The organism is Paracoccus alcaliphilus, from assembly GCF_028553725.1.
Taxonomy (GTDB): domain Bacteria; phylum Pseudomonadota; class Alphaproteobacteria; order Rhodobacterales; family Rhodobacteraceae; genus Paracoccus; species Paracoccus alcaliphilus.
In genome coordinates, this window is the sequence record NZ_CP067124.1 from 986847 (window position 1) to 1013260 (window position 26414).

General features: G+C 64.7%; 22 protein-coding genes and 1 riboswitch. Of the genes, 7 read left to right on the top strand and 15 right to left on the bottom strand.

Features of this window, described 5'->3' with window-relative positions; genetic code table 11:
• The first annotated feature begins 30 nt into the window (after positions 1-30).
• From JHW40_RS05105 to JHW40_RS05120, 4 genes are all read left to right on the top strand, one after another.
• Entirely contained in the window at positions 31-414 is a 384-nt protein-coding gene (locus JHW40_RS05105; protein WP_090611506.1) for a hypothetical protein, read from the top strand.
• Between the two features lie 111 nt (positions 415-525).
• Complete coding sequence (locus JHW40_RS05110) at positions 526-1626, top strand: carboxynorspermidine decarboxylase (RefSeq protein WP_090611504.1); 1101 nt, start codon at positions 526-528, stop codon at positions 1624-1626.
• A gap of 35 nt (positions 1627-1661) precedes the next feature.
• A complete protein-coding gene (locus tag JHW40_RS05115; protein WP_090611503.1) occupies positions 1662-2888 on the top strand; it encodes a saccharopine dehydrogenase family protein in 1227 nt (408 codons plus the stop codon).
• 384 nt (positions 2889-3272) lie between these two features.
• On the top strand, positions 3273-4364 hold the full coding sequence (locus JHW40_RS05120) for a Hint domain-containing protein (RefSeq protein ID WP_244519162.1): 1092 nt from the start codon (positions 3273-3275) through the stop codon (positions 4362-4364).
• Between the two features lie 100 nt (positions 4365-4464).
• Here JHW40_RS05120 and JHW40_RS05125 read toward each other — a convergent pair whose 3' ends face one another.
• From JHW40_RS05125 to JHW40_RS05150, 6 genes are all read right to left on the bottom strand, one after another.
• Positions 4465-5349 (bottom strand): alpha/beta hydrolase, encoded by an 885-nt coding sequence (locus JHW40_RS05125; protein WP_170851790.1) that lies wholly within the window; start codon positions 5347-5349, stop codon positions 4465-4467.
• 84 nt (positions 5350-5433) lie between these two features.
• Entirely contained in the window at positions 5434-6102 is a 669-nt protein-coding gene (locus JHW40_RS05130) for a helix-turn-helix transcriptional regulator (RefSeq protein ID WP_170851789.1), read from the bottom strand.
• A gap of 226 nt (positions 6103-6328) precedes the next feature.
• Complete coding sequence (locus tag JHW40_RS05135) at positions 6329-7105, bottom strand: MetQ/NlpA family ABC transporter substrate-binding protein (protein WP_090611499.1); 777 nt, start codon at positions 7103-7105, stop codon at positions 6329-6331.
• A 33-nt stretch (positions 7106-7138) separates the two neighbouring features.
• On the bottom strand, positions 7139-7813 hold the full coding sequence (locus JHW40_RS05140) for a methionine ABC transporter permease (RefSeq protein ID WP_090611497.1): 675 nt from the start codon (positions 7811-7813) through the stop codon (positions 7139-7141).
• Complete coding sequence (locus tag JHW40_RS05145) at positions 7803-8864, bottom strand: methionine ABC transporter ATP-binding protein (protein ID WP_090611496.1); 1062 nt, start codon at positions 8862-8864, stop codon at positions 7803-7805. Before JHW40_RS05145 ends, JHW40_RS05140 begins: the two co-directional genes overlap by 11 nt.
• A 263-nt stretch (positions 8865-9127) precedes the next feature.
• Entirely contained in the window at positions 9128-10498 is a 1371-nt protein-coding gene (locus JHW40_RS05150; protein WP_090611494.1) for a dicarboxylate/amino acid:cation symporter, read from the bottom strand.
• A gap of 209 nt (positions 10499-10707) precedes the next feature.
• On the opposite strand from JHW40_RS05150, the gene JHW40_RS05155 reads away from it, so the two are divergent.
• Both JHW40_RS05155 and JHW40_RS05160 read left to right on the top strand, forming a co-directional pair.
• Positions 10708-12408 carry a sensor histidine kinase gene (locus tag JHW40_RS05155; RefSeq protein ID WP_090611492.1) on the top strand — a complete coding sequence of 567 codons (1701 nt, stop codon included), beginning with the start codon at positions 10708-10710 and terminating at the stop codon, positions 12406-12408.
• The gene (locus JHW40_RS05160; protein ID WP_090611491.1) at positions 12405-13742 is read left to right on the top strand and encodes a sigma-54-dependent transcriptional regulator; all 1338 of its coding nucleotides are present in this window, start codon (positions 12405-12407) and stop codon (positions 13740-13742) included. Before JHW40_RS05155 ends, JHW40_RS05160 begins: the two co-directional genes overlap by 4 nt.
• Positions 13743-13758: 16 nt before the next feature.
• Here JHW40_RS05160 and JHW40_RS05165 read toward each other — a convergent pair whose 3' ends face one another.
• The 6 genes from JHW40_RS05165 to gcvT form a co-directional block, all read right to left on the bottom strand.
• Positions 13759-14811 carry a quaternary amine ABC transporter ATP-binding protein gene (locus JHW40_RS05165; RefSeq protein ID WP_090611489.1) on the bottom strand — a complete coding sequence of 351 codons (1053 nt, stop codon included), beginning with the start codon at positions 14809-14811 and terminating at the stop codon, positions 13759-13761.
• 11 nt (positions 14812-14822) lie between these two features.
• Positions 14823-15866 carry an ABC transporter permease gene (locus JHW40_RS05170; RefSeq protein WP_090611488.1) on the bottom strand — a complete coding sequence of 348 codons (1044 nt, stop codon included), beginning with the start codon at positions 15864-15866 and terminating at the stop codon, positions 14823-14825.
• Between the two features lie 98 nt (positions 15867-15964).
• A complete protein-coding gene (locus JHW40_RS05175; protein WP_090611486.1) occupies positions 15965-16951 on the bottom strand; it encodes an ABC transporter substrate-binding protein in 987 nt (328 codons plus the stop codon).
• A gap of 390 nt (positions 16952-17341) precedes the next feature.
• Positions 17342-20179, bottom strand: coding sequence for an aminomethyl-transferring glycine dehydrogenase (gcvP, locus tag JHW40_RS05180; RefSeq protein ID WP_090611615.1), 2838 nt, complete (start codon positions 20177-20179; stop codon positions 17342-17344).
• 128 nt (positions 20180-20307) lie between these two features.
• The gene (gene gcvH / locus JHW40_RS05185) at positions 20308-20667 is read right to left on the bottom strand and encodes a glycine cleavage system protein GcvH (protein WP_090611484.1); all 360 of its coding nucleotides are present in this window, start codon (positions 20665-20667) and stop codon (positions 20308-20310) included.
• Positions 20668-20681: 14 nt separating this feature from the next.
• Positions 20682-21806, bottom strand: a complete 1125-nt coding sequence (gene gcvT / locus JHW40_RS05190) for a glycine cleavage system aminomethyltransferase GcvT (protein ID WP_090611483.1) — start codon at positions 21804-21806, stop codon at positions 20682-20684.
• A gap of 147 nt (positions 21807-21953) precedes the next feature.
• Positions 21954-22044: riboswitch (glycine riboswitch) on the bottom strand.
• Between the two features lie 171 nt (positions 22045-22215).
• Between gcvT and JHW40_RS05195 the strand changes: the two genes are divergently transcribed.
• Positions 22216-23958: a glycosyl transferase family 90 gene (locus JHW40_RS05195; protein WP_090611482.1), complete on the top strand. Its 1743-nt coding sequence runs from the start codon at positions 22216-22218 to the stop codon at positions 23956-23958.
• Between the two features lie 3 nt (positions 23959-23961).
• Here the strand turns inward: JHW40_RS05195 and JHW40_RS05200 are convergent, their stop codons facing one another.
• From JHW40_RS05200 to cbbX, 3 genes are read right to left on the bottom strand one after another with little or no spacing between them, the layout of a single operon-like run.
• Positions 23962-24741, bottom strand: coding sequence for an SDR family oxidoreductase (locus JHW40_RS05200; RefSeq protein ID WP_090611481.1), 780 nt, complete (start codon positions 24739-24741; stop codon positions 23962-23964).
• 54 nt (positions 24742-24795) lie between these two features.
• Positions 24796-25482 carry a ribulose-phosphate 3-epimerase gene (gene rpe / locus JHW40_RS05205; protein WP_090611480.1) on the bottom strand — a complete coding sequence of 229 codons (687 nt, stop codon included), beginning with the start codon at positions 25480-25482 and terminating at the stop codon, positions 24796-24798.
• Entirely contained in the window at positions 25479-26411 is a 933-nt protein-coding gene (gene cbbX / locus JHW40_RS05210) for a CbbX protein (RefSeq protein WP_090611479.1), read from the bottom strand. Before cbbX ends, rpe begins: the two co-directional genes overlap by 4 nt.
• Positions 26412-26414: the final 3 nt, after the last annotated feature.

Consider the following 26414-nt stretch of genomic DNA (forward strand, 5'->3'; position numbering starts at 1 on the left):
TCCGACACCAGACCCGACGGAGCCGAAAGAATGAGCGATTTCGAAAGCCACGGCCTGCGCGCCGGTAAATGGAGCGGCCTTCTGCGGGCCGACAAGGCACCGGCGCGGGTGGTGGTGACGCATCTGTCCGAGATCGTCGCGACCGCCCGGATCACCGACACAGCCGAGGGCGAATGGCTGATCGAGGCTCAATTGCCCGCCGATTCCCTGTCCGAGGGCATCCACAGCTTCGTTCTGGTGGCCGATGACGGCGAGGGCGAAGAGGTCGTGCGCCCCGGCGCGGTGCGGCTGGCGCAGCTGCCGGTTCTGGCCGGTTCGGTTCTGGCCGACGACCTGATTGCCGAAATCGGCCATATGCGGTCCGAGCTGGAACTGCTCAAGCGCGAATTCCGGCGGCTGGCCAGCGAGGAATAGCCGTCATCCGACTGTCATGTGATTGTCAGCCTTGCTTGCGAAAAGCGGGGCAGGGTCCTATATCGTCCGTTCCGTTTTCCCGCCCCCGGCTTGCTTATGTAAGGTTGCGCCATGACCGATCTGCAGACGCCCTATTACCTGATCGACAAGGCGGCCCTGCGCCGGAACATGGAAAAGGTCGCATGGCTGCGCGAACGCAGCGGCGCCCGGGCCTTGCTGGCGCTGAAATGCTTTGCGACATGGCCGGTCTTCGATTTCATGCGCGATTTCATGGACGGCACCACCTCTTCCTCGCTGTTCGAGCTGCGGCTGGGGCATGAGGAATTCGGCAAGGAAACCCACGCCTATTCCGTCGCATGGGCCGATCACGAGATCGACGAGGCGATTTCCTATGCCGACAAGATCATCTTCAACAGTCTTGGTCAGCTGGACCGTTTCGGCGACAAGGCGGCGGGCATCACCCGTGGTTTGCGCCTGAACCCGCGCTTTTCGACCAGCGGCTTCGATCTGGCCGACCCGGCGCGGCCCTTCAGTCGCCTTGGCGAATGGGACGTGACCCGGCTGGATGCCGCGCTGGACCGCATCAGCGGCGTGATGATCCATTACAACTGCGAAAACGGCGATTTCGACCTGTTCGACCATCAACTGACCCGGATCGAGACCGAATTCGGCGATATCCTGAAACGGCTGGACTGGGTCAGCCTTGGCGGCGGCATCCATTTCACCGGCGAAGGCTATCCGCTGGACCGGCTGGCCGACCGGCTGCGCGCGTTTCAGGACCGTTTCGGCGTGCAGGCCTATCTGGAGCCTGGCGAGGCCAGCATCACCGGCTCGACCACGCTGGAGGTCACCGTGCTGGACATCATCAACAACGGCAAGGACGTGGCCATCGTGGACAGCAGCATCGAGGCGCATATGCTGGATCTGCTGATCTATCGCGAGACGGCCAAGCTGCCGCAGGACGGCCGCCACGAATACCAGATCGCGGGCAAGACCTGCCTTGCGGGCGACATCTTCGGCGACGGGCGCTTTCCGCACCCGCTGGCCATCGGCGACCGGATCAGCATCGCGGATGCGGCGGGCTATACCATGGTCAAGAAGAACTGGTTCAACGGCGTCGCCATGCCTGGAATCGCGATCCGCGACGAGGATGGAACGATTCGCACGGCGCGCAGCTTTTCCTATGACGATTACAAAGGCAGCCTTGGTTAAGGCGCCCCAACCTCTGCCACCTGAAGGAGACAGAATTGGCCCAGAAGAACGTCCTGATCATCGGCGCGGGTGGGGTCGCGCAGGTTTCGGCCCATAAGGTCGCCCAACGCGCGGCTGAATTCGGCGATCTGCACATCGCCAGCCGGACCGTCGCCAAGGCGGATGCCATCATCCAGACCCTGCGCGACAAGGGCCACGACATGCCCTTCACCAGCCATGCGCTGGACGCGATGGATTCCGATGCGGTCGAGGCGCTGATCCGTCAGCTGGATGCAAAGATCGTCATCAATGTGGGCTCGGCCTTCATCAACATGACGGTGCTGGAGGGCTGCATCCGCGCTGGTGCCGCCTATATCGACACCGCGATCCACGAGGACCCGGCCAAGATCTGCGAAACGCCCCCCTGGTATGCGAATTACGAATGGAAGCGGCGCGAGGATGTCGCGGCGGCAGGTATCACCGCCATTCTGGGCGCCGGGTTCGATCCGGGTGTGGTCAATGCCTATGCCCGCTTTGCCGAGGATGAATATTTCGACAAGATCGACAGCATCGACATCGTGGACATCAATGCCGGCTCGCACGGTCGCTGGTTCGCCACGAATTTCGACCCCGAGATCAATTTCCGCGAGTTCACCGGCACGGTTTACAGCTGGCAGGGTGGCGAGTGGAAAGAGAACGCCATGTTCGAGGTCGGCCGCGAATGGGATCTGCCCGTGGTCGGCAAGCGCACCGCCTATCTGTCCGGCCATGACGAGGTCCACAGCCTTGCCGCCCGCTATCCCGCCGCCGATGTGCGCTTCTGGATGGGCTTCGGCGATCACTATATCAACGTCTTCACCGTGCTGAAAAACCTTGGCCTGCTGTCGGAACAGCCGGTGACCACCGCCGAGGGGCTGGAGGTCGTGCCGCTGAAGGTCGTCAAGGCCGTGCTGCCCGATCCCGCCAGCCTTGCGCCCGATTACGAGGGCAAGACCTGCATCGGCGATCTGGTCAAGGGCAGTCTGGACGGCAAGCAAGGCGAGGTGTTCATCTATAACGTCGCCGACCACAAGGAAGCCTTCAACGAGGTCGGCTCTCAGGGCATCAGCTTTACCGCGGGCGTGCCGCCGGTCGCTGCCGCGATCCTGATCGCGCGCGGGGTCTGGGACGTGAAGAAGATGGTCAATGTCGAGGACCTGCCCGCGCGACCCTTCCTCGAATTGCTGGGTGAAATGGGCCTGCCCACCCGCGTCATCGACGCCACCGGCGACCACCCGATCTGAACCGCGCTGAAACGGCGTATGCTTCAACCGGCGACCCCGAGGTCGCCGGTTTTTTGCACGTCATGCGGGTTCCAGGGTTGGCGTTCGATTGCGGAGGCGGGTGCCGAATCCTACGATTTCTGATAATTTGTGATGCTTTTTTAGTCAGTTGTGGCAGGTGAACTGTAACGCTTATGCGATATTTCATCCACTCCCGCGTGTTTCTTCTGTTTGGCGGTTGACCCCATCAGAGAGCATGATATTCCTCGATCATCCGGTCAAATCTGCCCGGATTCGATGTGCGAAAGCCGTCTGTTTTTAGAAAGATCGCATCCCCTTCATCTATTCATCGGCGAGGCCTCGCAAGGGGCGCGTCTGTTACTTGTGTCGTGAAAGGACGCCGGAATGGCTGAATATACGATTTCTTTCTTTACCGCGGACGCTTTTCAGGGCGGCACACTGCCTCCGCAGTGGGAAAACGTTACTGCTAATGGCACCGGTCAGCAATGGAACGAGGACTGGGTCACCAAAACATTCACTCTTGACTATGATGCCGATGGGCTAAGCACGATTACCGTGAATGATACCGATGCGGAAGACGATACGCTCAACGATTACGAGGGCGAGACCACGGGGCAAGCGGTAACTGCGTCCACGGATTCCGCTCTGGTCGGCGCGAATGTAGAAAATGAGTATGAATTTTCGTTCGAGGACGCAGAGGGAAATGTGTTCCGCCTTGTCGCGCTGAGCGACGGCACCTACATCTTCGGCTATACCTTTGATGGGGCTTGGCCCCCGTCTGGAACTGAACTGACGGTCATTCCGGGACAGGATATTTCCACCACCGACGATCAATCGCTCAACTCTGCCGACATGAGAGCACCGTGCTTTACGCGAGGCACCATGATCGCCACTCCGCACGGAGAGGTTGCCATCGAGGATCTGCGCGAAGGTGATCTCGTTCTGACCAAGGACCACGGTCCGCAGCCGGTGCGCTGGATCGGTTCCACGAATGTCAACGCGATGCAGATGGCGTTGAACGAAAAAATCCGCCCCATCCGTATCAAGGCGGGCGCGCTTGGCGACAACAGCCCGGCTTCCGATCTGGTCGTTTCGCCGCAACACCGTGTTCTGGTGCGCTCGAAGATCGCTCAGCGGATGTTCGGGACCAGTGAAATTCTGGTTGCCGCCAGACAGTTGCTGCAACTGGACGGTATCGACATTGCCGGGGATCTGGCCGGGGTCGAGTATTTTCACATGCTGTTTGACCGGCATGAGGTGGTCGTCTCGAACGGCGCGGAAACCGAGTCGCTGTTCACCGGCCCGCAGGCGCTGAAGGCGCTGGGGCGTGCCGCGCAGGAAGAAATCTTTACGATTTTCCCCGAATTGCGCGATGCGGGGGCCGTGATCGAGGCCGCGCGGCCGATGGTTTCGGGCCGCAAGGGCCGCAAGCTGGCGCTGCGTCATGCGCAGGCCGGTCGCGCGCTGGTCGCCTGAAGCGCAGGGCTTTGCGGCCCGGTCTAAAATCCGCTGAAATGGGCAGGGCGGCGCATCCGGTGCGTCGCCCTTGTCATCGGTGCCCCATTTTCAAGCGGTGTCAGGCCCGCAGCCCTTCGGCCATCTGCAAGGCCGGATCGAACGAGGCGCGGAAGGTCGCGCCGTGGGTCAGCCCTTTCAGCACCTCGACCCGCAGGGACAGGTCGTCGCGGCTGCGCAGCCGTTCCGCCAGCGCCATCGTCTGCGGAGAGGGGCGCGGTTGGACCGGGGGTTCCGAGCCGTGGCGGTGTTCACTGTCGCCCAGCATGATCAGCACCCCGGCCCGGCCAGCGGGAATGGGCGCGGCCTCGGCCTCGATGCCGTCCAGCGCGTTGCCGCCAAAGCCGGTCGAGGGGCTGACCGGGATATAGCCGCGAAACAGGTCAGGGCGGCGGAACAATGTGGCCAACGTGAACAGCCCGCCAAAGCTGTGCCCCCACAGACTGCGCCGCGCCGGGTCCAGATAGACCCCGTCCGAACCCGCCTGCATCAGCGGACCCGCCAGCCGGTCGCGAAAGGTGTCATGGCCACCGGTCTGACGATCGCGGGCGCGCGGCTCGGACGCGCCCTCGGTAGGGGCGGGGGTATAGTCCAGCGTCCGGGCCTCGGGCGCCAGTTCGGTCGCCACCTGATAACCCAGGCAGATGATCGCCAGCCCCGGATGCCGAGCCAGTTGATCTGCCGTCAGCCGGTTGAAGGCCGCATTGCCGTCCAGCATCCACAGCGAGGGCCAGCCTCCGGCAGGCGCGGCACCACCCGGCAGGGCGCGGAACAGGCGATAGCCATGCCCGTCCACGGTCACATCCTGCACGGATGTCCGATGCGTCGGCGGCGGTGCCGTCAGCAGTGGATAGGTCGCGATCGAGGGCGCCGGGCGCGATTGTCCCGACAGCATCGTGACGGCGGCAATACCCGCCAGCAGGCGGCGACGGTTCAGCGTGATCATGGATCCCCTCCTGTTGGCCTGCGGTCCCGCCCTTGGGTCAGGTCTGTTCGCGCGCATAGATGACGATGGCCTGCACGCGCGATGTCACCCCAGTTTGCGGGTGATTTCGCTGATGTGATAATCGATGCCGCGCTTGGTCTGGTCCATGATGACGGCGATTTCGGCATTCGACTTGCCCATGGCCGCCCAGTGCAGGATTTCCCTCTGCCGGTTGCTGAGCGTGCGAAACGCCGCTGCCGAAGAACCCGTGCCCGCATGCAGCAGGCCGGTCGCCGCCAGCCTGCTTTGCGCGACATTGGCAAGGATCTGCGTGGCGGCCAGTTGATCGCCGCTGATCTCGGGCGTCAGAGTCAGCAACGTCATCGCGTTGAAGCGCCCGGTCGAGGAGGCCAGCGGAACCGTGACCCCGCCGCCGATCCCGACACCATGCACATATTCACTATAATCGTGATACGGCGTCTCAAGCCAGTCGGTGCTGCACCAAGTATGTGCCGCCGGCTCCCGACCCTCAAGCCGTTGCAACAGCGGATCGCGTCGCCCCCAGCGGTCGCGGTCATAGGCCTCCAGCTCATGTGTGGTCCATGATGTCAGATCGGGATCGGTCATGAAATCCTGTGGGTTCAGCTTGCCGCAGGACAGGTTATAGCTGACGAAATTCAGGTCCTGCACCGCCCGAGCCAGCACCGTATCGATCTGGGCGCTGTCTTCAGCCGCACAGATATTGGCGACGTATAATGACAGTTTTTGCAGCATGTCACGACCCGGATTCATGATGAATTATGTCAACTGTGCATATGCACAGTTGCGCAGGATCGGGGCAAGAGCCAAAGAACAGATGACCACGCGGGTGTGCCGGCGTGGTTACGGTTGACGAAGTCCCGCTGGCGTCAATCGGGTTTTCCAGTATATGTTTTTTGTAGTGCGGGACTACAGGCGCCGGATCTTCCGGCGCCTGTGCGCATAAAACCCGGGCCGCAGCTTACCAGGACGTCAGGACAGCGCCGTCGTATTTTTCATCGATAAAGGCTTTGACCTCGTCGCTGTGATAGGCGTCGACCAGCTTTTTCGCCCAGTCCTCGTCCTGATCGCCCTGGCGCACCACGATGATGTTCACATAGGGGCTGTCGGCCTCTTCCATTGCGATGGTGTCGTTGCGCGGGCTCAGCCCGGCGGCCAGCGCATAGTTGGTGTTGATGATCGAGATATCGGTATCGGCCAGCGAACGCGGCAGCTGCGCGGCGTCCAGTTCAAGGAAACGCAGGTTCTTGTCGTTCTCGCTGACATCCAGCGGGGTCGGCACCAGCCCGGTGCCCTCGGCCAGCGCGATCAGCCCCAGATCCTGCAACAGCAGCAGCGCCCGGCCGCCATTGGTGGGATCGTTCGGGATGCCGACGCGGCCGCCATCGGGCAGTTCGGCGAGGTCCTCGATCTTGTCGGAATAGATGCCCATCGGCGTGGTGATGGTGGTGCCGATCTCGACCAGATCAAAGCCGCGATCATTCATCTGGTTTTCCAGATAGGGGCGGTGCTGAAAGCTGTTGGCTTCCAGATCGCCATCGGCCAGCGCCTGATTGGGCACGACATAATCCGAAAACTCGATGATCTGGATGTTCAGGCCCATCGGTTCGGCGACCTTGGCAACCTCTTCCATGATCTCGCCATGTTCGCCGGGCGAGACGCCGACCTTGATATCCTGCGCCATGGCGGCGGCGGCCGACAGGGCCAGGGCGGAAACGACGGTGGTAAAACGCAGCATCGGATGACTCCTTGTCGTAATCTGCGAAGAAACTCAGTGGCCGCGATTGCGCGGCGCGCGCTTGTCGAAACGGGCGGCGATCCATTCGCCGATGGATTGCACCAGCTGCACCAGCACGATGAGGATGACCACGACCGCCAGCATCACATCGGGCATGAACCGCTGATAGCCATAGCGGATACCCAGATCGCCCAGCCCCTCGCCGCCGACCGCGCCGACCATCGCGGAATAGCCGATCAGGCTGACCACGGCCAGCGTCAGGCCAAGGGCAATGCCCGGCAGCGCCTCGCGGATCAGCACCTTGCGGATGATCTGCAAAGGGGTGGCACCCATGGCGCGGGCGGCCTCGATCAGCCCGGCATCGACCTCGCGGATGGCATTCTCGACCAGCCTTGCGATAAAGGGGATGGCGGCGATGGTCAGCGGCACGATGGCGGCATTGGTGCCGATCGAGGTGCCCGCGATCATCCGCGTGAACGGAATGATCGCCACCACCAGAATGATGAACGGGACCGAGCGCGTGGCATTGACCACCAGCCCCAGCGCCCGATTCAGCATCGGCGCAGACAGCAATTCCCCACGCTGCGACGTGGCCAGAAACACACCCAGAGGCAACCCGCCAAGCGTGCCAAGGATGGCCGAAACCGCCACCATATACAGCGTTTGCAGGCTGGCCTGATAAAGCAGCGCGATCAGGTTAGCGGACATAGCCCAGAACCTCCGTCAGCAGCCCGTGACTTTCCAGAAATCCTCGCGCCTGCTCGCCCCGGTCGGCATCCAGCGACAGCAGCAGGTTGCCGAAAGGATGCGGCCCGATCTCCTCGATGGCACCGGCAAGGATATTGACGCTGATCCCCAGATCCGCATTCAGCCGCGCCAGCATCGGATCGGTGGCGTGATCGCCCGAAAAGGTCACCCGGATCACCTCTTGCGAGGGGCCCTGCGGGCGGTCCGCCTGCATGCGGTTGGCGACGAAACGCGGCAGGGTGATGCCGGTGACGCCCGACAGGAACGACCGCGTCGTGGCATGGCGCGGGTGGACGAAGACATCATAGGTCGGCCCCGCCTCGACGATCCGCCCGCCATCGATCACCGCCATGTCGCTGGCAATGTCGCGCACCACGGCCATCTCATGGGTAATCAGCAGGATGGTCAGCCCCAGATCGCGGTTGATATCGGCCAGCAACCGCAGCACCGTCTGCGTGGTCTCCGGGTCCAGCGCCGAGGTCGCCTCGTCCGACAGCAAAACCTTGGGCTGCGTCGCCAGCGCCCGCGCGATGCCGACGCGCTGCTTCTGCCCGCCCGACAGTTCCGCCGGATAGCGGTCGCGCAAACCGTCCAGACCGACCCGCGCGATCAGATCCTCGACCCGCGCCCGGATGCTGCCCGAGGCCATGCCGGCGATCTCCAGCGGCAGCGCGATATTGCCGAAAACGGTGCGCGAGGCCAGCAGGTTGAAATGCTGGAAAATCATTCCAACCTCGCGCCGGATCGCCCGCAGCGCCGAACCCCGCGCCCGGCCCACATCATGCCCGGCCACGGTGACGGTGCCACTGGTCGGACGTTCCAGCCCGTTGACCATGCGCAGCAGGGTGGACTTGCCCGCCCCCGAACGACCGATGATGCCGCAGATCGCGCCCGGCCCGATCCGCAGGGTCACGTCCTCAAGCGCGGTGACCGCCTGGCCGCCGCTGCCCGCAAAGGCCTTGCCCACCTTGTCAAAGGTAATGGCCGCCCCGGTTTTCGCGCTGTCGGTCATCCTCTTTTCCCAGGAAATCCAAACCTGACCGTTTGTGCTGCCGGGGTGCCTGAAACCGCGCAGCGATGCAAGCCCGCAGATATCCGCCACGACTGCGGTGACGCCGGGTCGCCGCCGCCAGACGCAGAACCAAAAAGGACATGGCCGCCCGCTACGGCAGCCATGTCCCGGCACATTACCCATCTCTGGTGTATAAATATCCATCCGCGGTTGCCGGCTGGCGCATCACTGGCCGGGACACCAGCCGGCAACCCCGGTCGATCTCAGTCCGCGCTTGCCTCGTTCAGTTGCAGCCCGGCAGGCGCGGCGTTCAGATGCCCCACCGGCCGCACCGCTCCTTCGAACAGATCGCCCGCCATGGCGCGGTCGAACTGGTCGCGGTCCAGCGCGTTCTGCCAGCGGCTGACGACCACCGTGGCGACCGCATTGCCGATGAAATTGGTGATCGAGCGGCATTCCGACATGAACCGGTCCACCCCAAGGATCAGCGCCATGCCCGCCACCGGCACCGTGGGCACCACCGACAGCGTCGCCGCCAGCGTGATGAAGCCCGCCCCGGTCACCCCGGCCGCCCCTTTTGATGACAGCATCGCCACCAGCAGCAGCAGGATCTGCTGTTGCAGCGACAGGTCGGTATTGGTTGCCTGCGCGATGAACAGCGCCGCCAGCGTCATATAGATATTGGTGCCATCCAGGTTGAAGCTGTAGCCGGTGGGCACGACCAGCCCGACGACTGAACGCTTGCAGCCCGCCTTCTCCATCTTCTCCATCAGCGAGGGCAGCGCCGATTCCGACGACGAGGTGCCCAGAACCAGCAGGATCTCGGCCTTCAGATAGGAAATCAGCCGAAAGATCGAAAAGCCCTGCATGGCACAGACGGTGCCCAGAACCACGATGATGAACAGCGCCGAGGTCAGATAGAAGGTCCCCACCAGCGTCGCCAGATTGACGATCGAGGCGATGCCGTATTTGCCGATGGTAAAGGCGAAGGCCCCGAAGGCGCCGATGGGCGCGGCCTTCATCAGGATATCGACGACGCGGAAGATGGCGTGGCTGGCGGCCTCGAACACATGCAGCACCGGCTTGCCCTTGTCGCCGACCATGATCAGGCCGATGCCGAAAAGGATGGCGACGAACAGCACCTGCAGGATATTGCCATCTACAAAGGCCGAGGTCAGCGTCGTCGGAATGATATCCATGACAAACCCGGTCAAAGAGCTTTCATGCGCCTTGGCGGCGTAATCCGACACCTTGCTGGCATCCAGCGTGGCCGGGTCGATATTCATCCCGGCGCCGGGCCGCACGACATTGGCCACGATCAGGCCGACGATCAGCGCGAAGGTCGAAAAGAACAGGAAATAGCCGAATGACTTGCCGACGACCGACCCCACGCCCTTCAGCGTGCCCATCCCGGCCAGTCCGGTGACGATGGTCAGAAAGATCACCGGGGCGATGATCATCTTGACCAGCTTGATGAAGCCATCGCCAAGCGGCTTCAGCGCCTCGCCGGTTTCGGGATAGAAATGGCCGATCAGCGCACCGGCGACGATGGCGCAGATCACCTGAAAATACAGGTGACGATAAAAGGGGCGCGGTGCGTGAATGGCAGGCTGTGCCTGTGTGTCGATCTGCATGGGGTCTCCTCCAACCGGGTCGCATGACAACAATGTGACCATTCTAAAGCCCGCGATCCCTGCGCCCGGATTTTCGGCAGAATGGTGACGCCCGTTGTTTTTCCATGATTTCATCGTGGGGGCGGGCGAATATCTGTGTGGATTTCCGCACGGTGTTCTGGCACAAGTGCGAATATTCACACAGCGCGTGGGAGCGGATGAAACAGGCAATGCAGGTTGATTCGCGGGACGGGGTCGGGCGGGCGGCCCTGCTGCGCCGCGTGGCGCTGTCGGCGGGGCTGACCCTGCTGGCGGTGGCCGCTCTCGCCGCGATCTTTGCCATCAGCCGGGGCATCGCGGTCGAAAGGGTGCGCGAAAGCGCGCAGGCGACGCTGGGATCGCGGGTGCAGGCCATCGAAAGCGTCCTGGAAAAGCAGCGCGCCGTCGCCACCGTTCTGGCCTCGGACGAGTTGGTGCGCCGCGCCGTCGCCGACCCCGACAGCCACCACCGCGAGGTCTCGCGCAAGCTGGAACGGCTGCAACAGGAAACCCGCAGCGCGGTGATCTATCTGGTGGATGCCGGGGGGCTGGCCTTCTCGGCCTCGAACTGGAACCAGCCGGACAGTTTCGTCGGCAATGACTATGGCTTTCGCGACTATTTCACCCAGGCGCTGCGGCAGGGCGAGGCCACGCAATTCGCGCTTGGCACCGTCAGCCACCGGCCCGGGCTTTATCTGTCCCATGATGTGCAGCCTCTGGGCGGTGACACGGCGGCAGGGGTGATCGTGGTCAAGTTCGAATTCGACGATCTGGAGCAGAACTGGGCAAGATCCGATGCCCGGGATCGGCAGCTGACCTATGTCGCGGATGGCACGGGGCAGGTGGTGCTGACCTATCGGGACGCCATGCGCTTTCGGTCCGAACCCGCGCCGGATGGCGGGCTGATCCCGGTATCGGTGCCGGTGCCGGGGATCGACTGGCGGATGGTGCAACTGGTGCCGATGCGGCTGGCCGATCAGAATGCGGCGCTGGTCACCGGCACGGCGGGGTTCGGGCTGACGCTTCTGGCCGGGGCCGCGGGCTGGGGTCTGCGCGCCCGCCGCCGCAGCGCGCGCCGCGCCGCGCAAGAGGCACGCTATCGCGCCGATCTGGAAGCTGCCGTCGCCGCCCGCACCCGCGCGCTGTCCGACGAGATGCGCGAACGCCGCGCCGCCGAACAGCGCCTGACCAACCTGCAATCCGAGATGGAGCAGGCCAATCGGCTGGCAACCCTGGGCCAGATCACCGCAGGCGTGGCGCATGAGGTCAACCAGCCGCTGATGACGATCCGCCTGCTGGCCGAAAACGCCCATGACATGGCGGGCGGCACCGTCACCCAGCTCCTGCGCGACAATCTGGCCCGGATCCTGCGCATGACCGACCGGATCGGCCAGATCACCACCGAATTGCGCGGTTTTGCCCGTAAACCCACCGGCGCGGTCGGCCCGGTCGTTCTGCGCGACGCGCTGGAGGCCGCCTTGCTGCTGACCGCCAGCGGGCGGCGCGGCGACGGGATGCGGCTGGTCCTGCCCGACATCCTCGACGATCTGACCGTGCAGGCCGAAACCGTCCGGCTGGAGCAGGTTCTGGTCAACCTGATCCGCAACGCGCAAGAGGCTCTGGCAGACCATCCCGATCCAGAAATTCGCATCGACCTGACATTGGGCGGCGACAGCCTGCGCCTGTCGGTCTGCGACAACGGGCCGGGTCTGTCGCCCGAGATGGCGCAGCAGCTGTTCACCCCCTTCGCCACCTCGAAACCCGAGGGGCTGGGGCTGGGGCTGGTCATCTCCGAAGAGATCGCGCGATCCTTTGGCGGGCGGTTATGGGCCATGCCGCCGCAACCGGGGCAGGGCGCGACATTCCATCTTGAACTGCCGAGGGTCACATGAACGACGCATTGGTCATGCTGGTCGAGGATGACGAAGACCTGCTGGCGGCGCAGGTCCAGACGCTGGAAATGGCCGGTTTCCGGGTGCAGCCCTTTGCCCGCGCCGCCGACGCGCTGGAGGCGCTGGACACAGAGTTTCCCGGCGTCGTGCTGTCGGATGTGCGGATGCCGCAGATGGACGGGTTGCAGTTGTTCCGCCATATCCACGCGCTTGATCCCGATCTGCCGGTGATCCTGCTGACCGGGCATGGCGATGTGCAGATGGCGGTGCAGGCGCTGAAACAGGGGGTCTATGATTTCCTGACCAAGCCCGCGGGCCGGGACGAGTTGCAGGCCGCGCTGCATCGTGCGCTGTCGGCGCGGGCGCTGGTGATCGAGAACCGCCGCTTGCGGGCGCAGGCGCTGGAACCCGTGGCCTCGGACATGCTGATCGGGCAAAGCCGCTTCATGCTGGATCTGCGCGAAACGCTGGACCGCGATCCGCTGGCGGCGGGAGATCTGCTGATCACCGGCGGGCCGGGCAGCGGCAAGCAGACCGTCGCCCGCGCCATCCACGCCCGAAGCCAGCGCCGCGCCCGCCCCTTTGTCGCCATCGCCTGCGCCGCGCTGGACGAGGCGCGGTTCGATGCCGAACTGATGGGCGCCGGGCCGGGCGACAGCCGCCTGCCCCGTCAGGGCGGCAGGCTGGAAAAGGCCCATCGCGGCGTTCTGTATCTGGACGAGGTCGATGCGTTGAGCCCGGTCCTTCAGGCCCGTCTGCTGGCGCTGATCGAGGCGGGCGAGATCTGGCCCGCAGGGGCCGTCGCGCCACGCCCGCTGGATCTGCGGATCATCGCCTCGACCATGCGCGATCTGTCGCGGCTGGTCGAGGCGGGCGCGTTCCGGGCCGATCTCTATTACCGCCTGTCGCGGCTGGTGATCGAGATGCCGCCGCTGTCGGCCCGGCGCGAGGATATCCCGGCGCTGTTCAGCCATTTCCTGCTGGCCGCCTGCCAGCGGCTGAGCCTGCCGGTGGCGCCTGTCACCGGGGCGGTCAAGGCGCGGCTGTCAGGCTATGGCTGGCCCGGCAATCTCAGCGAACTTAGGCAATTCGCGGAAAGCCACGCGCTGGGGCTGACCCCCGCTGGCGGGGGCGGGTCGGCGGCGGATCAGCCCTCGCTGGCCGATATGGTCGCCGGATACGAGGCCGAACTGATCCGCGACGCGCTGCGGCAGGCCGAAGGCAATGCGACGCAGGCGATGGCGCGGCTGAAGCTGCCGCGCAAGACCTTCTATGACAAGCTGAACCGCCACGGCATCCGCCCGTCGGATTTCCGCGCCGCTGACGGCGCGTGACCGGCCGCAGCCTGTTTCAGGCGCTTTCGCTTTGGGCAGAGCCGGGCTGGCGGGGCGCCAATGCGCGGACCACGGCGGGCATTTCCAGAACGCCGACGCCACGGCCGTCCTTCGTCACGCGATAGCGGTGGTTCAGCGCGCCCCCCGACATGGCGATGATGCTTTCCAGATTGGCGTTGTGATCGACCTCGCCCGAGATTTCGCCGCCGCTGTCGCCCTCGGTCATGACCGAGCGCACCCGCAGCACCCGCGCGCGGTTGATGTCGCTGACGAAGGCCTCGATATAGGGGTCGGCGGGGTTCAGCAGGATATGCTGCGGCTCTCCTTGCTGGACGACCTGACCGTCCTTCAGGATCACCAGATGATCGGCCAGCTTCAGCGCCTCGTCCAGATCATGGGTGATGAAGATGATGGTCTTGCGCAATTCGTCCTGCAACTCGTTCAGCAGATCCTGCATGTCGGTGCGGATCAGCGGGTCCAGCGCCGAAAACGCCTCGTCCATCAGCATGATGCCGGAATTCGAGGTCAGCGCGCGGGCGATCCCCACGCGTTGCTGCATGCCGCCCGACAACTGGTGCGGGTAGCGCGCGCCATAGCCGCCCAGACCCACGCGTTCCAGCCATTTGTCGGCCTCGGCCTCGTAATCCTTGCGCGCGATGCCCTGCGTGGCCAGCGCCATGCCAGCATTTTCCCGCACCGTGCGATGCGGCAGCAGGGCGAATTTCTGGAACACCATCGACATGGTCTTGCGGCGCAGTTCCCGCAGCCGGGACTGACCCCATGTCAGGATGTTCTCGCCATCCACCAGCACCTCGCCCGCGGTGGGTTCGATCAGCCGGTTCAGGTGCCGGATCAGCGTCGATTTGCCCGAACCCGACAGGCCCATGATGACGGTGGTCTGCCCCTCGCGCATGTCCACGTTGATGTCGCTGAGGCCCAGAACGTGGTTGCGTTGCGCCAGCAGTTCGGGCTTGGTCATGCCCGCCCTCACATCGGCCAGCGCGGCTTTTGGATTATCCCCGAAGATCTTGTAGAGATTGCGGATCGAAACCTTGACGTGATCGTTCATGCCGCTCTCCCTCAGTTATGCGATTTGCTGGTATCGATGCGTGCCAGCGATGCCTTGGTGACGCGGTCCAGCACGATGGCCAGCAGCACGATGCCAAGGCCCGCGATCAGCCCGACCCCCAGTTCCAGATTGCGGATGCCGCGCAGCACCAGCACGCCCAGCCCCGGCGCCGAGACCAGCGAGGCGATGACGACCATGGCAAGGCTCATCATGATGGTCTGGTTCACGCCCGCCATGATGTTGGGCAAAGCCAGCGGAATCTGCACCCCGAACAGCTTTTGCCGCCCGGTCATGCCGAAGGCGTCGGCGGCCTCGATCACGTCGCGATCCACAAGGCGGATGCCCAGATCGGTCAGCCGCACGATGGGCACGATCGCGTAAAGGATGATCGCGATGCCATACAGCTTGGGTTCGGTAACGCTGAACAGGAAGATCAGCGGGATCAGATAGACGAAGGCGGGCAGGGTTTGCAGCATGTCGAGGATCGGGATGACGATCCGCTGCAACCGGTCGCTGCGTGACATGGCGATGCCAAGCGGTACCCCGAACAGCACGCAGATGAAGGCGCAGACAAAGATGATCGCCAGCGTCTGCATGGCGGCGGTATAGTGATCGACGAAGGTCAGGAACCCCAGCGACAGCACCACCAGCAGCACGACCCGCCACGACCGCGACACCAGCCAGGTCAGCAGAAACAGGATCGGCAGCATGATGAACCACGGCAGCGAGGTCATCAGCCACAGCATCTCGCGCAGCATCCATGACAGCGGTTGCGTCGCCGGGTCCAGCACGATGCGCAGCGTGTCGCGGGCAGACAGGAAGGCGCGTTCCAGCCCCAGCGTCAGATCGCGGGTTTGCGGGATCGCGCCGCAGGCCTCGTGCAGGTTGTTCAGCGACGGCATCGGCAGATCCCACCAGCTGCCACCGCCGGTATCCGCGCCACCGCGCGTGCGCGCCAGCAGATCGGCCATCGACATCGGACCATCCTGCCCGCTGCCGCCGTCGCACCATTCCCTCAGCCCAAGGCTGTCGAACAAGCCGTCATATCGTGCCATCCTATCCCCGCTGTCCTGTCTGTTTTTTGCTTAATGTGAGGCGAAAAAGAGCCGGAGCCGATAACGGCACCGACTCCTTTCAGCCATTTCGCGGCAGATCAGTTCTGTTCCAGCAGCGCCGACAGGTTTTCCCGCGCCTCATCGCTCAGCCAGCCGGACCACTCGTCGGTGTGGTTGGTCAGGTAATGGACCGCGACTTCCTGCGCCGAAGCGCTGTTTTCATCCTGCCATGCCAGCAGCGCGCTCATGTCGTCGGTGTTGAAGGTCATGTGGCGCAGGAATTCGACGACCTGCGGTTTTTGCTCTTCCAGCACCGAGGTGACGGCGGTCACGCTGGGGGCGACGGGGAATTCGGACACCTGCGGATCGGGCGCGTTGGGGTTCTGCAGGGGCGTGAATTTTTCCTCGTCATATTCGCCCAGCTCGATCCGGGTCATGTCGTATTTGCCCAGAGGCACGGTCGGACCCCAGTAATAGCCGAACCACGGTTCCTCATTGGTCACCGCCGAACCCATCGAGGATGCCAGCGTCTCGCCCGAGCCGTGGTTGAACACCTCGATCCCCGAGGATTCCAGATCCAGCGCCCGGATCAGGTTGTCGCTGACCACACGGCAGCCCCAGCCTTCGGGACAGTTGTTGAAGCGCCCGCCGACCAGTTCGGGGTTTTCCATGACACCTTCGATGGTGGCCAGTTCGGGATGCGCCTCGACCAGATAGGTCGGCAGCCACCAGCCCTCGACCCCGCCGGGTTCCAGCACATTGGCCAGCGTGACCATGGTTCCGGCCTCTTCCAGCTTGGTATAGGCCTCGCCCGCCGAATTCAGCCACAGGTCGGTGACGACATCGGGTTCACCGTTTTCCGCGACCGAGGTGATCGCCGGGATGGTGTCCGAGTTCACCAGACTGACATTGCAGCCATAGCCCTGTTCCAGCAGGAACTTGGCGACTTCGGTGATGACCTCGGCCGAGGCCCAGCCCATTTGCGCGATGGACACGTCGCCGCATTGTTCGGCGTCCTGCGCCATGGCCGGGGCGGCGAAGGCCATCCCCAATGAAAGGGCGGCTGCTGATGCAATGGCTTTCATGCCATTTCCTCCTGTTGCTGCTTATTGTTCAAGTCTGAGACATTTTTCAGACATGAGGCGATACGAATGCGTCACTTGATGCCGCATTTGCGATCTGACTCGGGGTGGATATGCCAGTCCGCTGACCATATCCCTTTTGTTAACAAGCCCCGGCCCGCGCCGCAACCGCCGTGAACCGGTCAATTCCGGGTCGAGTCGCCGCGAGGGGCGGCCATGTCGGCAGTCACAGCCCGACGCAGGCGCGTCAGAGCGTGTGACCACCACATGGAACAGCCCGAAGGCCAGCAGCGTGGTAGAGAGGATCGACACTCAGGGTGTCCGGAACCAGCTCCAACCCATGCGGCAGCGGGCCCCGCCACGCCGTCGCGACCCGCCGATGCCCATGTCGCGTTATTCCGCCGCCTCGGCGTAGTCCTCCAGCGGCGGGCAGGTGCAGATCAGGTTGCGGTCGCCATAAGCATTGTCCACGCGCCCGACCGGCGGCCAGTATTTGTCCACCCGGAAGGCGCCCGGCGGAAAGCAACCCTGCTCGCGGCTGTATGCGCGGTCCCATTCGGCCACCAGATCCTCGACCGTATGCGGCGCGTGGCGCAGCGGGCTGTCCTCGGCACTGATGCGGCCCTCGGCCACCTCGGTGATCTCGTCGCGGATCGCCAGCAGGGCGGTGATGAAGCGGTCGATTTCGGCCTTGGTTTCGGATTCCGTGGGTTCCACCATCAGCGTGCCGGAAACCGGCCAGCTCATCGTCGGCGCGTGGAAACCGTTGTCGATCAGTCGCTTGGCGATATCGTCCACGGTGATGCCATGTTCGGCAAAGGGGCGGGTGTCCAGAATGCACTCATGCGCCACGCGGCCGCGATTGCCCATGAACAGGATCGGATATGCCCCCGACAGGCGCGACGCGACATAGTTCGCGTTCAGGATCGCGACCCGCGTCGCCTGCGTCAGCCCGGCCCCGCCCATCATCAGGATATAGGCCCATGAAATCAGCAGGATCGAGGCCGAGCCATAAGGCGCCGCACTGACCGCGCCACTGTCATCCTCGCGCGGATCGCCGGGCAGGAAGGGCGCCAGATGCGCCTTGACGCCGATGGGCCCCATGCCGGGGCCGCCACCGCCATGCGGGATGGCAAAGGTCTTGTGCAGGTTCAGGTGGCTGACATCGCCGCCGATATCGCCCGGTTTCACCAGTCCGACCAGCGCGTTCATGTTCGCCCCGTCGATATAGACCTGCCCGCCATGTTCATGCGTGATCCGGCAGACCTCGCGGACCGTATCCTCGAAAACGCCATGCGTGCTGGGATAGGTGATCATCACCGCCGCCAGCCTGTCCCCGGCCTTCGCGGCCTTGTCGCTGAAATCCTCAAGGTCGATATCGCCATTCGGCGCCGATTTCACCACCACGACCTTCATCCCGGCCATCTGCGCGCTGGCCGGGTTGGTGCCATGGGCGGACACCGGGATCAGGCAGATATCGCGATCCTCCCCGCGCGCGCGGTGATAGGCTGCAATCGTCAGCAACCCCGCATATTCCCCCTGCGCGCCGCTGTTGGGCTGCATGGAAAACGCGTCATAGCCGGTGATCGCGCACAGCTTGTCCACCAGATCGCCGATCGCCTCGGCATAGCCCGCCGCCTGATCGCGCGGGGCAAAGGGATGCAGCGCGCCGAATTCGGGCCATGTCAGCGGCATCATCTCGGCCGCCGCGTTCAGCTTCATCGTGCAGGACCCCAGCGGGATCATCGCCCGGTCCAGTGCCAGATCGCGATCCGACAGACGCCGCATATAGCGCATCATCTCGGATTCCGCCCGGTTCATGTGAAAGACCGGATGGGTCAGGTAATCGCTGTCGCGCAGCAGATCGTCGGGAATGGCGGGCAAGGTCGCAGGCGCCGCCGCCTCGTCGATGCCAAAGGCGTCCAGCAGCCGCGCGATCACGCCCGCATCGGTGGTCTCATCAACGCTGATCCCGACGCGGTCGCGACCCACCTTGCGCAGGTTGATGCCGCGCTGCTCGGCGGCGGCCAGAATCCCGGCCTGCCCCACGCCCACCCGCACGGTGATGGTGTCGAAAAACGCATCCGGCGCCACCTCGGCCCCGGCGGCACGCAGCGCATTGGCCACCGTCACCGCGTTCAGATGGACCCGCTGCGCAATGGCGCGCAGACCCACCGGCCCGTGAAACACGGCATAGAACGATGCCATCACCGCCAGCAGCGCCTGCGCGGTACAGACATTGCTGGTCGCCTTCTCGCGCCGGATATGCTGCTCGCGGGTCTGCAGCGACAGCCGATAGGCGCGGTTGCCGCTGGCATCGATGGACACGCCGACGATCCGCCCGGGCATGGCGCGCTTCAACTCATCCTTGCAGGACATGAACCCGGCATGCGGCCCGCCATAGCCCATCGGCACCCCGAACCGCTGCGCCGAACCCACGGCGATATCGGCCCCCATCGCGCCCGGCTCCTTCAGCAGGCACAGCGCCAGCAGATCGGTGGCGATCACGGCCAGCGCCCCGGCGACATGCAGCGCAGCGATATCGCCGCTCAGATCGCGGACATGGCCATAGGTGCCGGGATACTGGAAAATCGCGCCAAAGACCTGCGCCGGATCCAGATCCTCGGCGGCACCGATGACGACTTCGATCCCCAACGGCGCGGCGCGCGTCTCGATCACCGCGATGGTCTGCGGATGCAGGCCACGGTCCACAAAGAACGCCCCGGCCTTCGACTTCGCCTGCCGCTTCGCCATGGCCATCGCCTCGGCCGCCGCCGTCGCCTCGTCCAGCAGGCTGGCATTGGCGACGGGCAGGCCGGTCAGATCGCTGACCATGGTCTGGAAATTCAGCAAGGCCTCCAGCCGCCCCTGCGCGATCTCGGGCTGATAGGGCGTATAGGCCGTGTACCAGGCCGGGTTTTCCAGGATATTGCGCTGGATCGCGGGCGGCGTGACAGCGCCGTAATAGCCCTGACCGATCAGGCTGGTCATCACCCGGTTCTTCTTCGCGACCTCCTCCATCCGGGCCAGCAACGCGGCTTCGGACAGCGCCGGCCAGTCCAGCGGCTCGCTTTGCCGGATCGCGGCGGGCACGGTCTGCTCGATCAGCGCATCAAGGCTGTCCGCCCCCACCGCCTTCAGCATCTCGGCCATCTCCGCCGGAGAGGGGCCGATATGGCGGCGATTCGCAAAATCATCGGGGTTATAGTCGGTCGGGCTCCAACGGGTCATACGCGCCATCCATTATCATTGGCAGGACAGCTGCAACGCCGCCCATCTCTGGTGTGCAAATATCCTCTGGGGGTCCGGGGGGCGAAGCGCCCCCGGCCTCCGCCGGGCCGCAAGGCCCGGCAAAACGCTCAGCCGATCAGCGCGTTATAGGCGGCCTCGTCCAGAAAGCCCTCCATCACGCCCGCGTCGGTCGGCTTGACGCGAAAGAACCACGCCGCCAGCGGGTCGGCATTCACATCGCCCGGATTGTCGGCCAGCGCCGAATTCACCGCCGTGATCACGCCCGCCACCGGCGCGGTGATGTCCGAGGCCGCCTTGACCGATTCGATCACCACGATCTCTTCGCCGGCCTCGACCTCGCGGCCCTCCTCGGGCAGTTCGATGAAGACGACATCGCCCAATTGCTCGCTGGCATGTCCGGTGATGCCGACGACGATCTCGTCGCCCTCGGCGCGCAGCCATTCATGGTCTTCGGTATATTTCAGCATCGGGTAAAGGCTCCTCAGCGTTTATAGGAGGGGGGAAGGAAAGGCAGCGGCGCGATGGTCACCGGGATGCGCTTGCCGCGCAACTCGGCCCACAGGCGGGTGCCGTCGGGCAGGCTCGGGTCCAGCAGCGCCATCGCCACCGGCCCGCCGACCGACGGGCCGAACCCGCCCGAGCGGATATGGCCCAGGGGCTCACCGCCCTGTTCGGCCTCGAAGATCGCGACGCCCTCTCGGATCGGGGCGCGACCCTCGGGACGCAGCCCGCGACGGATGCGCCGGGGTCCGTCCGTCAGTTCCGCCAGAACCGCATCGGCGCCGGGAAAACCACCCGCCCGCGCCCCGCCCTGACGGCGGATTTTCGGGATCGACCAGCCCAGCCCGGCCTCGGCCGGGGACACGTCGGGGTCCATGTCGTGACCATAGAGCGGCAGCCCGGCCTCCAGCCGCAGGCTGTCGCGGGCGCCCAGACCAACCGGCAGCACTTCGGGATTGTCCAGCAGCGCCTCGGCAAAGGCGCGCAGATGCGTATCGGGGATCGAGATCTCGAACCCGTCCTCTCCGGTATAGCCCGCGCGGGAAATCCACAGCACCGCATCCTGCCAGTCGAAATCGCGCAGATCCATGAAGCGCATGTCATCCACGCCGGGCACCAGCCGCGCCAGCACGGTTTCGGCGGCGGGGCCCTGCAGCGCGATCAGCCCGCGATCGGTGACGGGCCGGACCGTAACGCCAGACAGGCCGCCCAGATGGGCGATATCCTGATCGGCGCAGGCGGCATTGACCACCAGCAGGAAATGATCGCCGCGATTGGCGAACATCAGGTCGTCCAGAATCCCGCCGCGTTCATTCGTGAACAACCCGTAACGCTGCCGTCCCTGCGCCAGACCCAGCACATCGGCGGGGATCAGCGTCTCCAGCGCCTTCGCGGCGGTTTCGATATTGCCATCCTCGGGGATGACCAGAACCTGACCCATATGGCTGACATCGAACATCCCGGCCTGCGCGCGGGTATGCAGATGTTCGGTCAGCACTCCGGCGGCGAATTGCACCGGCATGTCCCAGCCCGCGAAGGGCACCATTCGCCCGCCTTCCTGAATATGCAGATCGTAAAGCCCGGTCCGGCGATTGCTGTCGGACATATTGCCCCCTCATCCTCTCTGCCGAAGGTCCGGCATCGTTTGACGGGCCGATGCCCGCGTTTCGATGCCCCCTCTGTCCGTGCCCGCAAGCGGGTGCCTGAGATCGTTATCCCTTCGGCGGGCCACAACGGCCACTCTCCAGAGTTCTTGCGAAAGCCGGTCCTTTTACCTGAGAGTTCGCCGGGGCGGCTGCTCCTTCGGTCCCGGCGCGATGTCCGGCTTCTCCCGATTTCCTGAATCACAGCTAGCCGCAGCGCAGCCCCAAGGCAAGCCTTTTGTCGTAGATGCGCCCCACCCCCGACCGGCCCCCTTTCGCCACCCCGGCGCGGGTTTCATTGACACCGCGCGCCCATTGCCCGACACAGGCCGCCGCTTTGCCCCGGCATGGGGCCGTGGATCGGGGTCGGTTGTGACACGAAAGCTTTTCCAGATTGGTTTCAACAAATGCGCGACGACCTTCATCGCGCGCCTGTTCCAGATGAACGGCATCCCCACCGTTCACTGGCTGGAGGGCGCGCTGGCCGAGGATATCGCCTATTCCCGCCTTGCAGGCCGCGCGCCGCTGCAACGATGGGCCGACAAGGTGGTGGCCTTCACCGATATGGAATCGGTGCGTTATCTGAACATGCCGGTGGTTGAGGCGTTCAGGGATTACGCCTTTCTGGACGCCAGCTTTCCCGGCTCGATCTTCGTGCTGAACACCCGCAATGTCGAGGATTGGGTCATCAGCCGCTATATGCATCGTGGCGGCAGCTATGCGCGGGCCTATGCGCAGATTCTTGGCGTCGGTCCGGGAGATCTGGCCGATATCTGGGCCGACGCATGGCAGCAGCATCTGGACGGCGTGCGCGCCCATTTCGCGGGCCGCCCCGAACTGGTCGAGATCGATATCGACACCGCCACGCCCGAAGATTACCGCCGCGCCCTGTCGCCGTGGTTCGATCTGCCGCTTTGTCCGCCGCTGCCCTCGGGCAGGGTCCGCAAGGCGCGGGATGGCTATCTGATCCATCTGGGGCGGATGCTGGACGCCCCGCTGCCCGGCGAAGGCGTGTCTCCGGCCCTGCGCCAACAGACGGCGACGGCGCTGGCTGTCGCCGCGCGACCCGCGACCGTCCAATGCGGTGCAGGGGCGTTCAGCGCGGCATCGGATCTGTTCGCCACATTCGACGCCGCCCGACAAGAGGTCCGCGCCCGCGACGGCAGCCGCCTGCCGCTGATCCGCGGCGACAGCGGCAAATACCATCTGGACCCGGCGCAGGGCAGGCTGCTGCGGCTGGCCACCACCGTCAACGACATTGCTGATGTCGCGGATCACGGCATCTATCATCTGGACATGGCGCCGGTCTGCCCGCTGGGGCAGGGCGATCATGCCATCCCCGGCCCGGTCATCGCGGGCAGCCGCAGGGCAGGGGCGGCGAATGTCTTTCTGTGGCCGATGCCGTGGATTCACCGGCTGGGCAATGACGGCTTTCTGGGCACACCGGGCCGGGTCGATCCGGCCTTTGCCGACAAGCTGGACCGGGCCGTCTGGCGCGGCGGCTTTGCGGGCTATGAGCGCAGCACCGATGGCCCGGACCTGAACCGGCGGCTGGATGCCGCGATCGGGGTACTGTCCACGGCGGACCCCGATACCCCCGGCTTTGACCGCGCCGCCGCCAGCCTGCGCGACAGTGCGCGCCTGGCCTTCGTGCTGGCGGCGCAGGGAAACCCCGATATCGATGCGGCTTTCCTGCCCGATGAACGTGCAGGCAAGGCGCTGACCCGCGCCGGGATCGCCGATGTCTTTGCCCGCGACCACGACGAGGCATTCCTGCTGAAACACCGCTATCTGGTCTGTCTTGGCGGCAATGCGGGCCCCGAGGATTTCCTGCCGCTGGCCAACAGCCATTCGGTGGTCCTGAAGGAAGAGGACGGCTGGGAACTGTTCGCATCCGACCTGTTCCGCCCGTGGGAACATTACATTCCGCTGGCCCCGGGCGGCACCGATCTGGCCGAGGCGCTGGCATGGGCGCGGGCCCATCCCGACCGCTGTGCCGAAATCAGCGCCGCCGCCCGCCAGCTTTGCGCCGTGCTGGCCGATCCCGAATGCCGCCGCCTGCACCTGATGCAGGTGCTGCGCGATTATCGCGCAGCCAGCGGGCAAGGGGCATAGCCCTCAGATCGTGGCGTTCAGCGCCCCGCCATCCAGCAGGATGTTCTGACCGATGATGAACCGCGCCTGCTCGCTGCACAGGAAGGCGCAGGTGGCGCCGAAATCCTCGGGCCGGCCATAGGTCCGCGCCGGAATGGTGGCCTCGCGCCGGTGCCGCGCCTCGTCCATGTCGATGCCTTTCTGGCTGGCGACGCCCCTGTCCAGACTGTCGGCGCGGTCGGTGGCATGGATGCCCGGCAGGATGTTGTTCACCACCACGCCGTGCGGCGCGACCTGCCGCGACATGCCCGCGACAAAGCCGGTCAGCCCGGCCCGCGCGGTATTCGACAGACCCAGCACCGACACCGGAGACCGCACCGAAGCCGAAGTGATATTGACCACCCGGCCCCAGCCCCGCTCGATCATCCCCGGCACCAGCGCCTGCATCAGCGCGATGGCCGACAGCATGTTGGCATCGATGGCGCGGATGAAATCGTCGCGGTTCCAGTCGGTCCAGTTGCCCGGCGGCGGCCCACCCGCATTGGTCACCAGAATATCGGCCTGCCCGACCGCTGCCAGCACCTTCGCGCGACCCTCATCCGTGGTGATGTCGGCGGCCACCGGCGTGACCGAGACCCCGTAACGGTCGGCGATCTCATGGGCGGTCTGGGTGATCTCGGCCTCGGTGCGGCTGTTGATGACCAGATCGACGCCCGCTTCGGCCAAAGCCTCGGCGCAGCCGCGCCCCAGCCCTTTCGATGCCGCGCAAACCAGCCCGCGCCTGCCCTTGATCCCCAGATCCATGCTGTCCTCCTGCGTTTCCTGTTGGGGGCAGGAAACGCAGGAAGCCCGGAAAAGTCAAATAGCCGCTTCGGCAGCCGCGCGGATGGCGCGGATATTGTCGCCATAGACCTGCGGCGCATCGACCGAGCCGCCCCGGAACACGGCCGAACCCGCCACCAGCACATCCGCCCCCGCCGCCGCGACGATGGGCGCGGTTGCCGGATCGACGCCGCCGTCGATCTCGATATGGATGGGCCGGTCGCCGATCAACTCGCGCAAGCGGCGGATCTTGGTGGTCATGTCCAGGAACTTTTGCCCGCCGAAACCGGGATTGACCGTCATCACGCAGATCAGATCGGCCAGATCCAGCAGATGCGCGACCGAATCGGCCGGCGTGCCGGGGTTCAGCGCCACACCCGCCTTTTTGCCGGTGGCACGGATCGCCTGCAGGGTGCGGTGGATATGCGGACCGGCCTCGACATGGGCGGTGATCAGATCGGCCCCCGCCTCGGCATAGGCCTCGATATAGGGATCGACCGGCGCGATCATCAGGTGAACGTCCATGAAGGTCTTCACATGCGGGCGGAACGCCTTCACGGCGGGCGGGCCGAAGGTCAGGTTCGGCACGAAATGTCCGTCCATCACATCGACATGGACCCAGTCGGCGCCCTGATCCTCGATGGCCCGGATCTCGCGGCCGAAATCGGCAAAATCGGCGGACAGGATCGACGGCGCGATCCTGATCTTGCGGTCGAATGTCATGGCTGGTCCCTTTCCACGCGGCTGCCATCTATGTCCAGCCCGCCGCTGAATACGCGACTGGGGCGGATGTCGGCTTCGGTTATGGTCGAAAGCGCATCGGCGTCAACCTTGCCCTGAGCCTCGAACAACCGGTTGGCCTGCCGCAGCTTGGCCCGGTCCAGCGCATTGCGGATGCTGCGGGCATTGGCGAAATGCGGCTGCTCGCGGCGCAGATGGATATATTCCTCCATCGCCGCCCGCCCGGCCTCGTCAAAGCGGTAATTCTGCGTCTCCAGCATCGAATCCGAAATCCGGCCCAGTTCCTCGCCGGTATAGTCGGGGAACTCGATGTGATGGGCGATGCGTGAACGGAAACCCGGATTGGCGGCAAAGAACCGGTCCATCCGGTCGGCATAGCCCGCCATGATCACGACCAGATCGTCTCGGTTGTTCTCCATCACCTGCAACAGGATCTCGATGGCTTCCTGCCCGTAATCGCGCTCATTATCCGGCTTGTACAGATAGTAGGCCTCGTCGATGAACAGCACCCCGCCCATCGCCTTCTTCAGGACTTCCTTGGTCTTGGGCGCGGTATGTCCGATATATTGCCCGACCAGATCGTCGCGGGTCACCGACACCAGATGCCCCTTGCGGACATAGCCCAGACGATGCAGCAGCCCGGCCATCTTCAGCGCCACCGTGGTCTTGCCGGTGCCCGGATTGCCGGTAAAGCTCATATGCAGCGTCGGTGTTTCATGGGCCAGCCCCAGATCGCGCCGCGCCCGGTCCACCAGCAACAGCGCGGCGGTCTCGCGGATCCGCTGCTTCACCGGCGCCAGCCCGATCAATTCGCGGTCCAGTTCGTCCAGAACCTCGCGCACGCCCGAGCTTTCATATTCCGCCTTCAGATCGACCGCCCCCGGCCTCTGCTCGCTCACATCGCCATCCATCGC

Excerpts from the sequence above, each read along its gene's own strand:
- gcvH (WP_090611484.1), bottom strand. The coding sequence starts at position 20,667 with ATGCTGAAATATACCGAAGACCATGAATGGCTGCGCGCCGAGGGCGAC.
- JHW40_RS05170 (WP_090611488.1), bottom strand. The coding sequence starts at position 15,866 with ATGGCACGATATGACGGCTTGTTCGACAGCCTTGGGCTGAGGGAATGG.
- JHW40_RS05200 (WP_090611481.1), bottom strand. The coding sequence starts at position 24,741 with ATGGATCTGGGGATCAAGGGCAGGCGCGGGCTGGTTTGCGCGGCATCG.
- JHW40_RS05120 (WP_244519162.1), top strand. The coding sequence starts at position 3,273 with ATGGCTGAATATACGATTTCTTTCTTTACCGCGGACGCTTTTCAGGGC.
- JHW40_RS05105 (WP_090611506.1), top strand. The coding sequence starts at position 31 with ATGAGCGATTTCGAAAGCCACGGCCTGCGCGCCGGTAAATGGAGCGGC.
- gcvP (WP_090611615.1), bottom strand. The coding sequence starts at position 20,179 with ATGACCCGTTGGAGCCCGACCGACTATAACCCCGATGATTTTGCGAAT.
- JHW40_RS05125 (WP_170851790.1), bottom strand. The coding sequence starts at position 5,349 with ATGATCACGCTGAACCGTCGCCGCCTGCTGGCGGGTATTGCCGCCGTC.
- JHW40_RS05130 (WP_170851789.1), bottom strand. The coding sequence starts at position 6,102 with ATGCTGCAAAAACTGTCATTATACGTCGCCAATATCTGTGCGGCTGAA.
- cbbX (WP_090611479.1), bottom strand. The coding sequence starts at position 26,411 with ATGGATGGCGATGTGAGCGAGCAGAGGCCGGGGGCGGTCGATCTGAAG.
- JHW40_RS05150 (WP_090611494.1), bottom strand. The coding sequence starts at position 10,498 with ATGCAGATCGACACACAGGCACAGCCTGCCATTCACGCACCGCGCCCC.
- gcvT (WP_090611483.1), bottom strand. The coding sequence starts at position 21,806 with ATGTCCGACAGCAATCGCCGGACCGGGCTTTACGATCTGCATATTCAG.
- JHW40_RS05135 (WP_090611499.1), bottom strand. The coding sequence starts at position 7,105 with ATGCTGCGTTTTACCACCGTCGTTTCCGCCCTGGCCCTGTCGGCCGCC.
- rpe (WP_090611480.1), bottom strand. The coding sequence starts at position 25,482 with ATGACATTCGACCGCAAGATCAGGATCGCGCCGTCGATCCTGTCCGCC.
- JHW40_RS05160 (WP_090611491.1), top strand. The coding sequence starts at position 12,405 with ATGAACGACGCATTGGTCATGCTGGTCGAGGATGACGAAGACCTGCTG.
- JHW40_RS05175 (WP_090611486.1), bottom strand. The coding sequence starts at position 16,951 with ATGAAAGCCATTGCATCAGCAGCCGCCCTTTCATTGGGGATGGCCTTC.
- JHW40_RS05155 (WP_090611492.1), top strand. The coding sequence starts at position 10,708 with ATGCAGGTTGATTCGCGGGACGGGGTCGGGCGGGCGGCCCTGCTGCGC.
- JHW40_RS05165 (WP_090611489.1), bottom strand. The coding sequence starts at position 14,811 with ATGAACGATCACGTCAAGGTTTCGATCCGCAATCTCTACAAGATCTTC.
- JHW40_RS05145 (WP_090611496.1), bottom strand. The coding sequence starts at position 8,864 with ATGACCGACAGCGCGAAAACCGGGGCGGCCATTACCTTTGACAAGGTG.
- JHW40_RS05140 (WP_090611497.1), bottom strand. The coding sequence starts at position 7,813 with ATGTCCGCTAACCTGATCGCGCTGCTTTATCAGGCCAGCCTGCAAACG.
- JHW40_RS05110 (WP_090611504.1), top strand. The coding sequence starts at position 526 with ATGACCGATCTGCAGACGCCCTATTACCTGATCGACAAGGCGGCCCTG.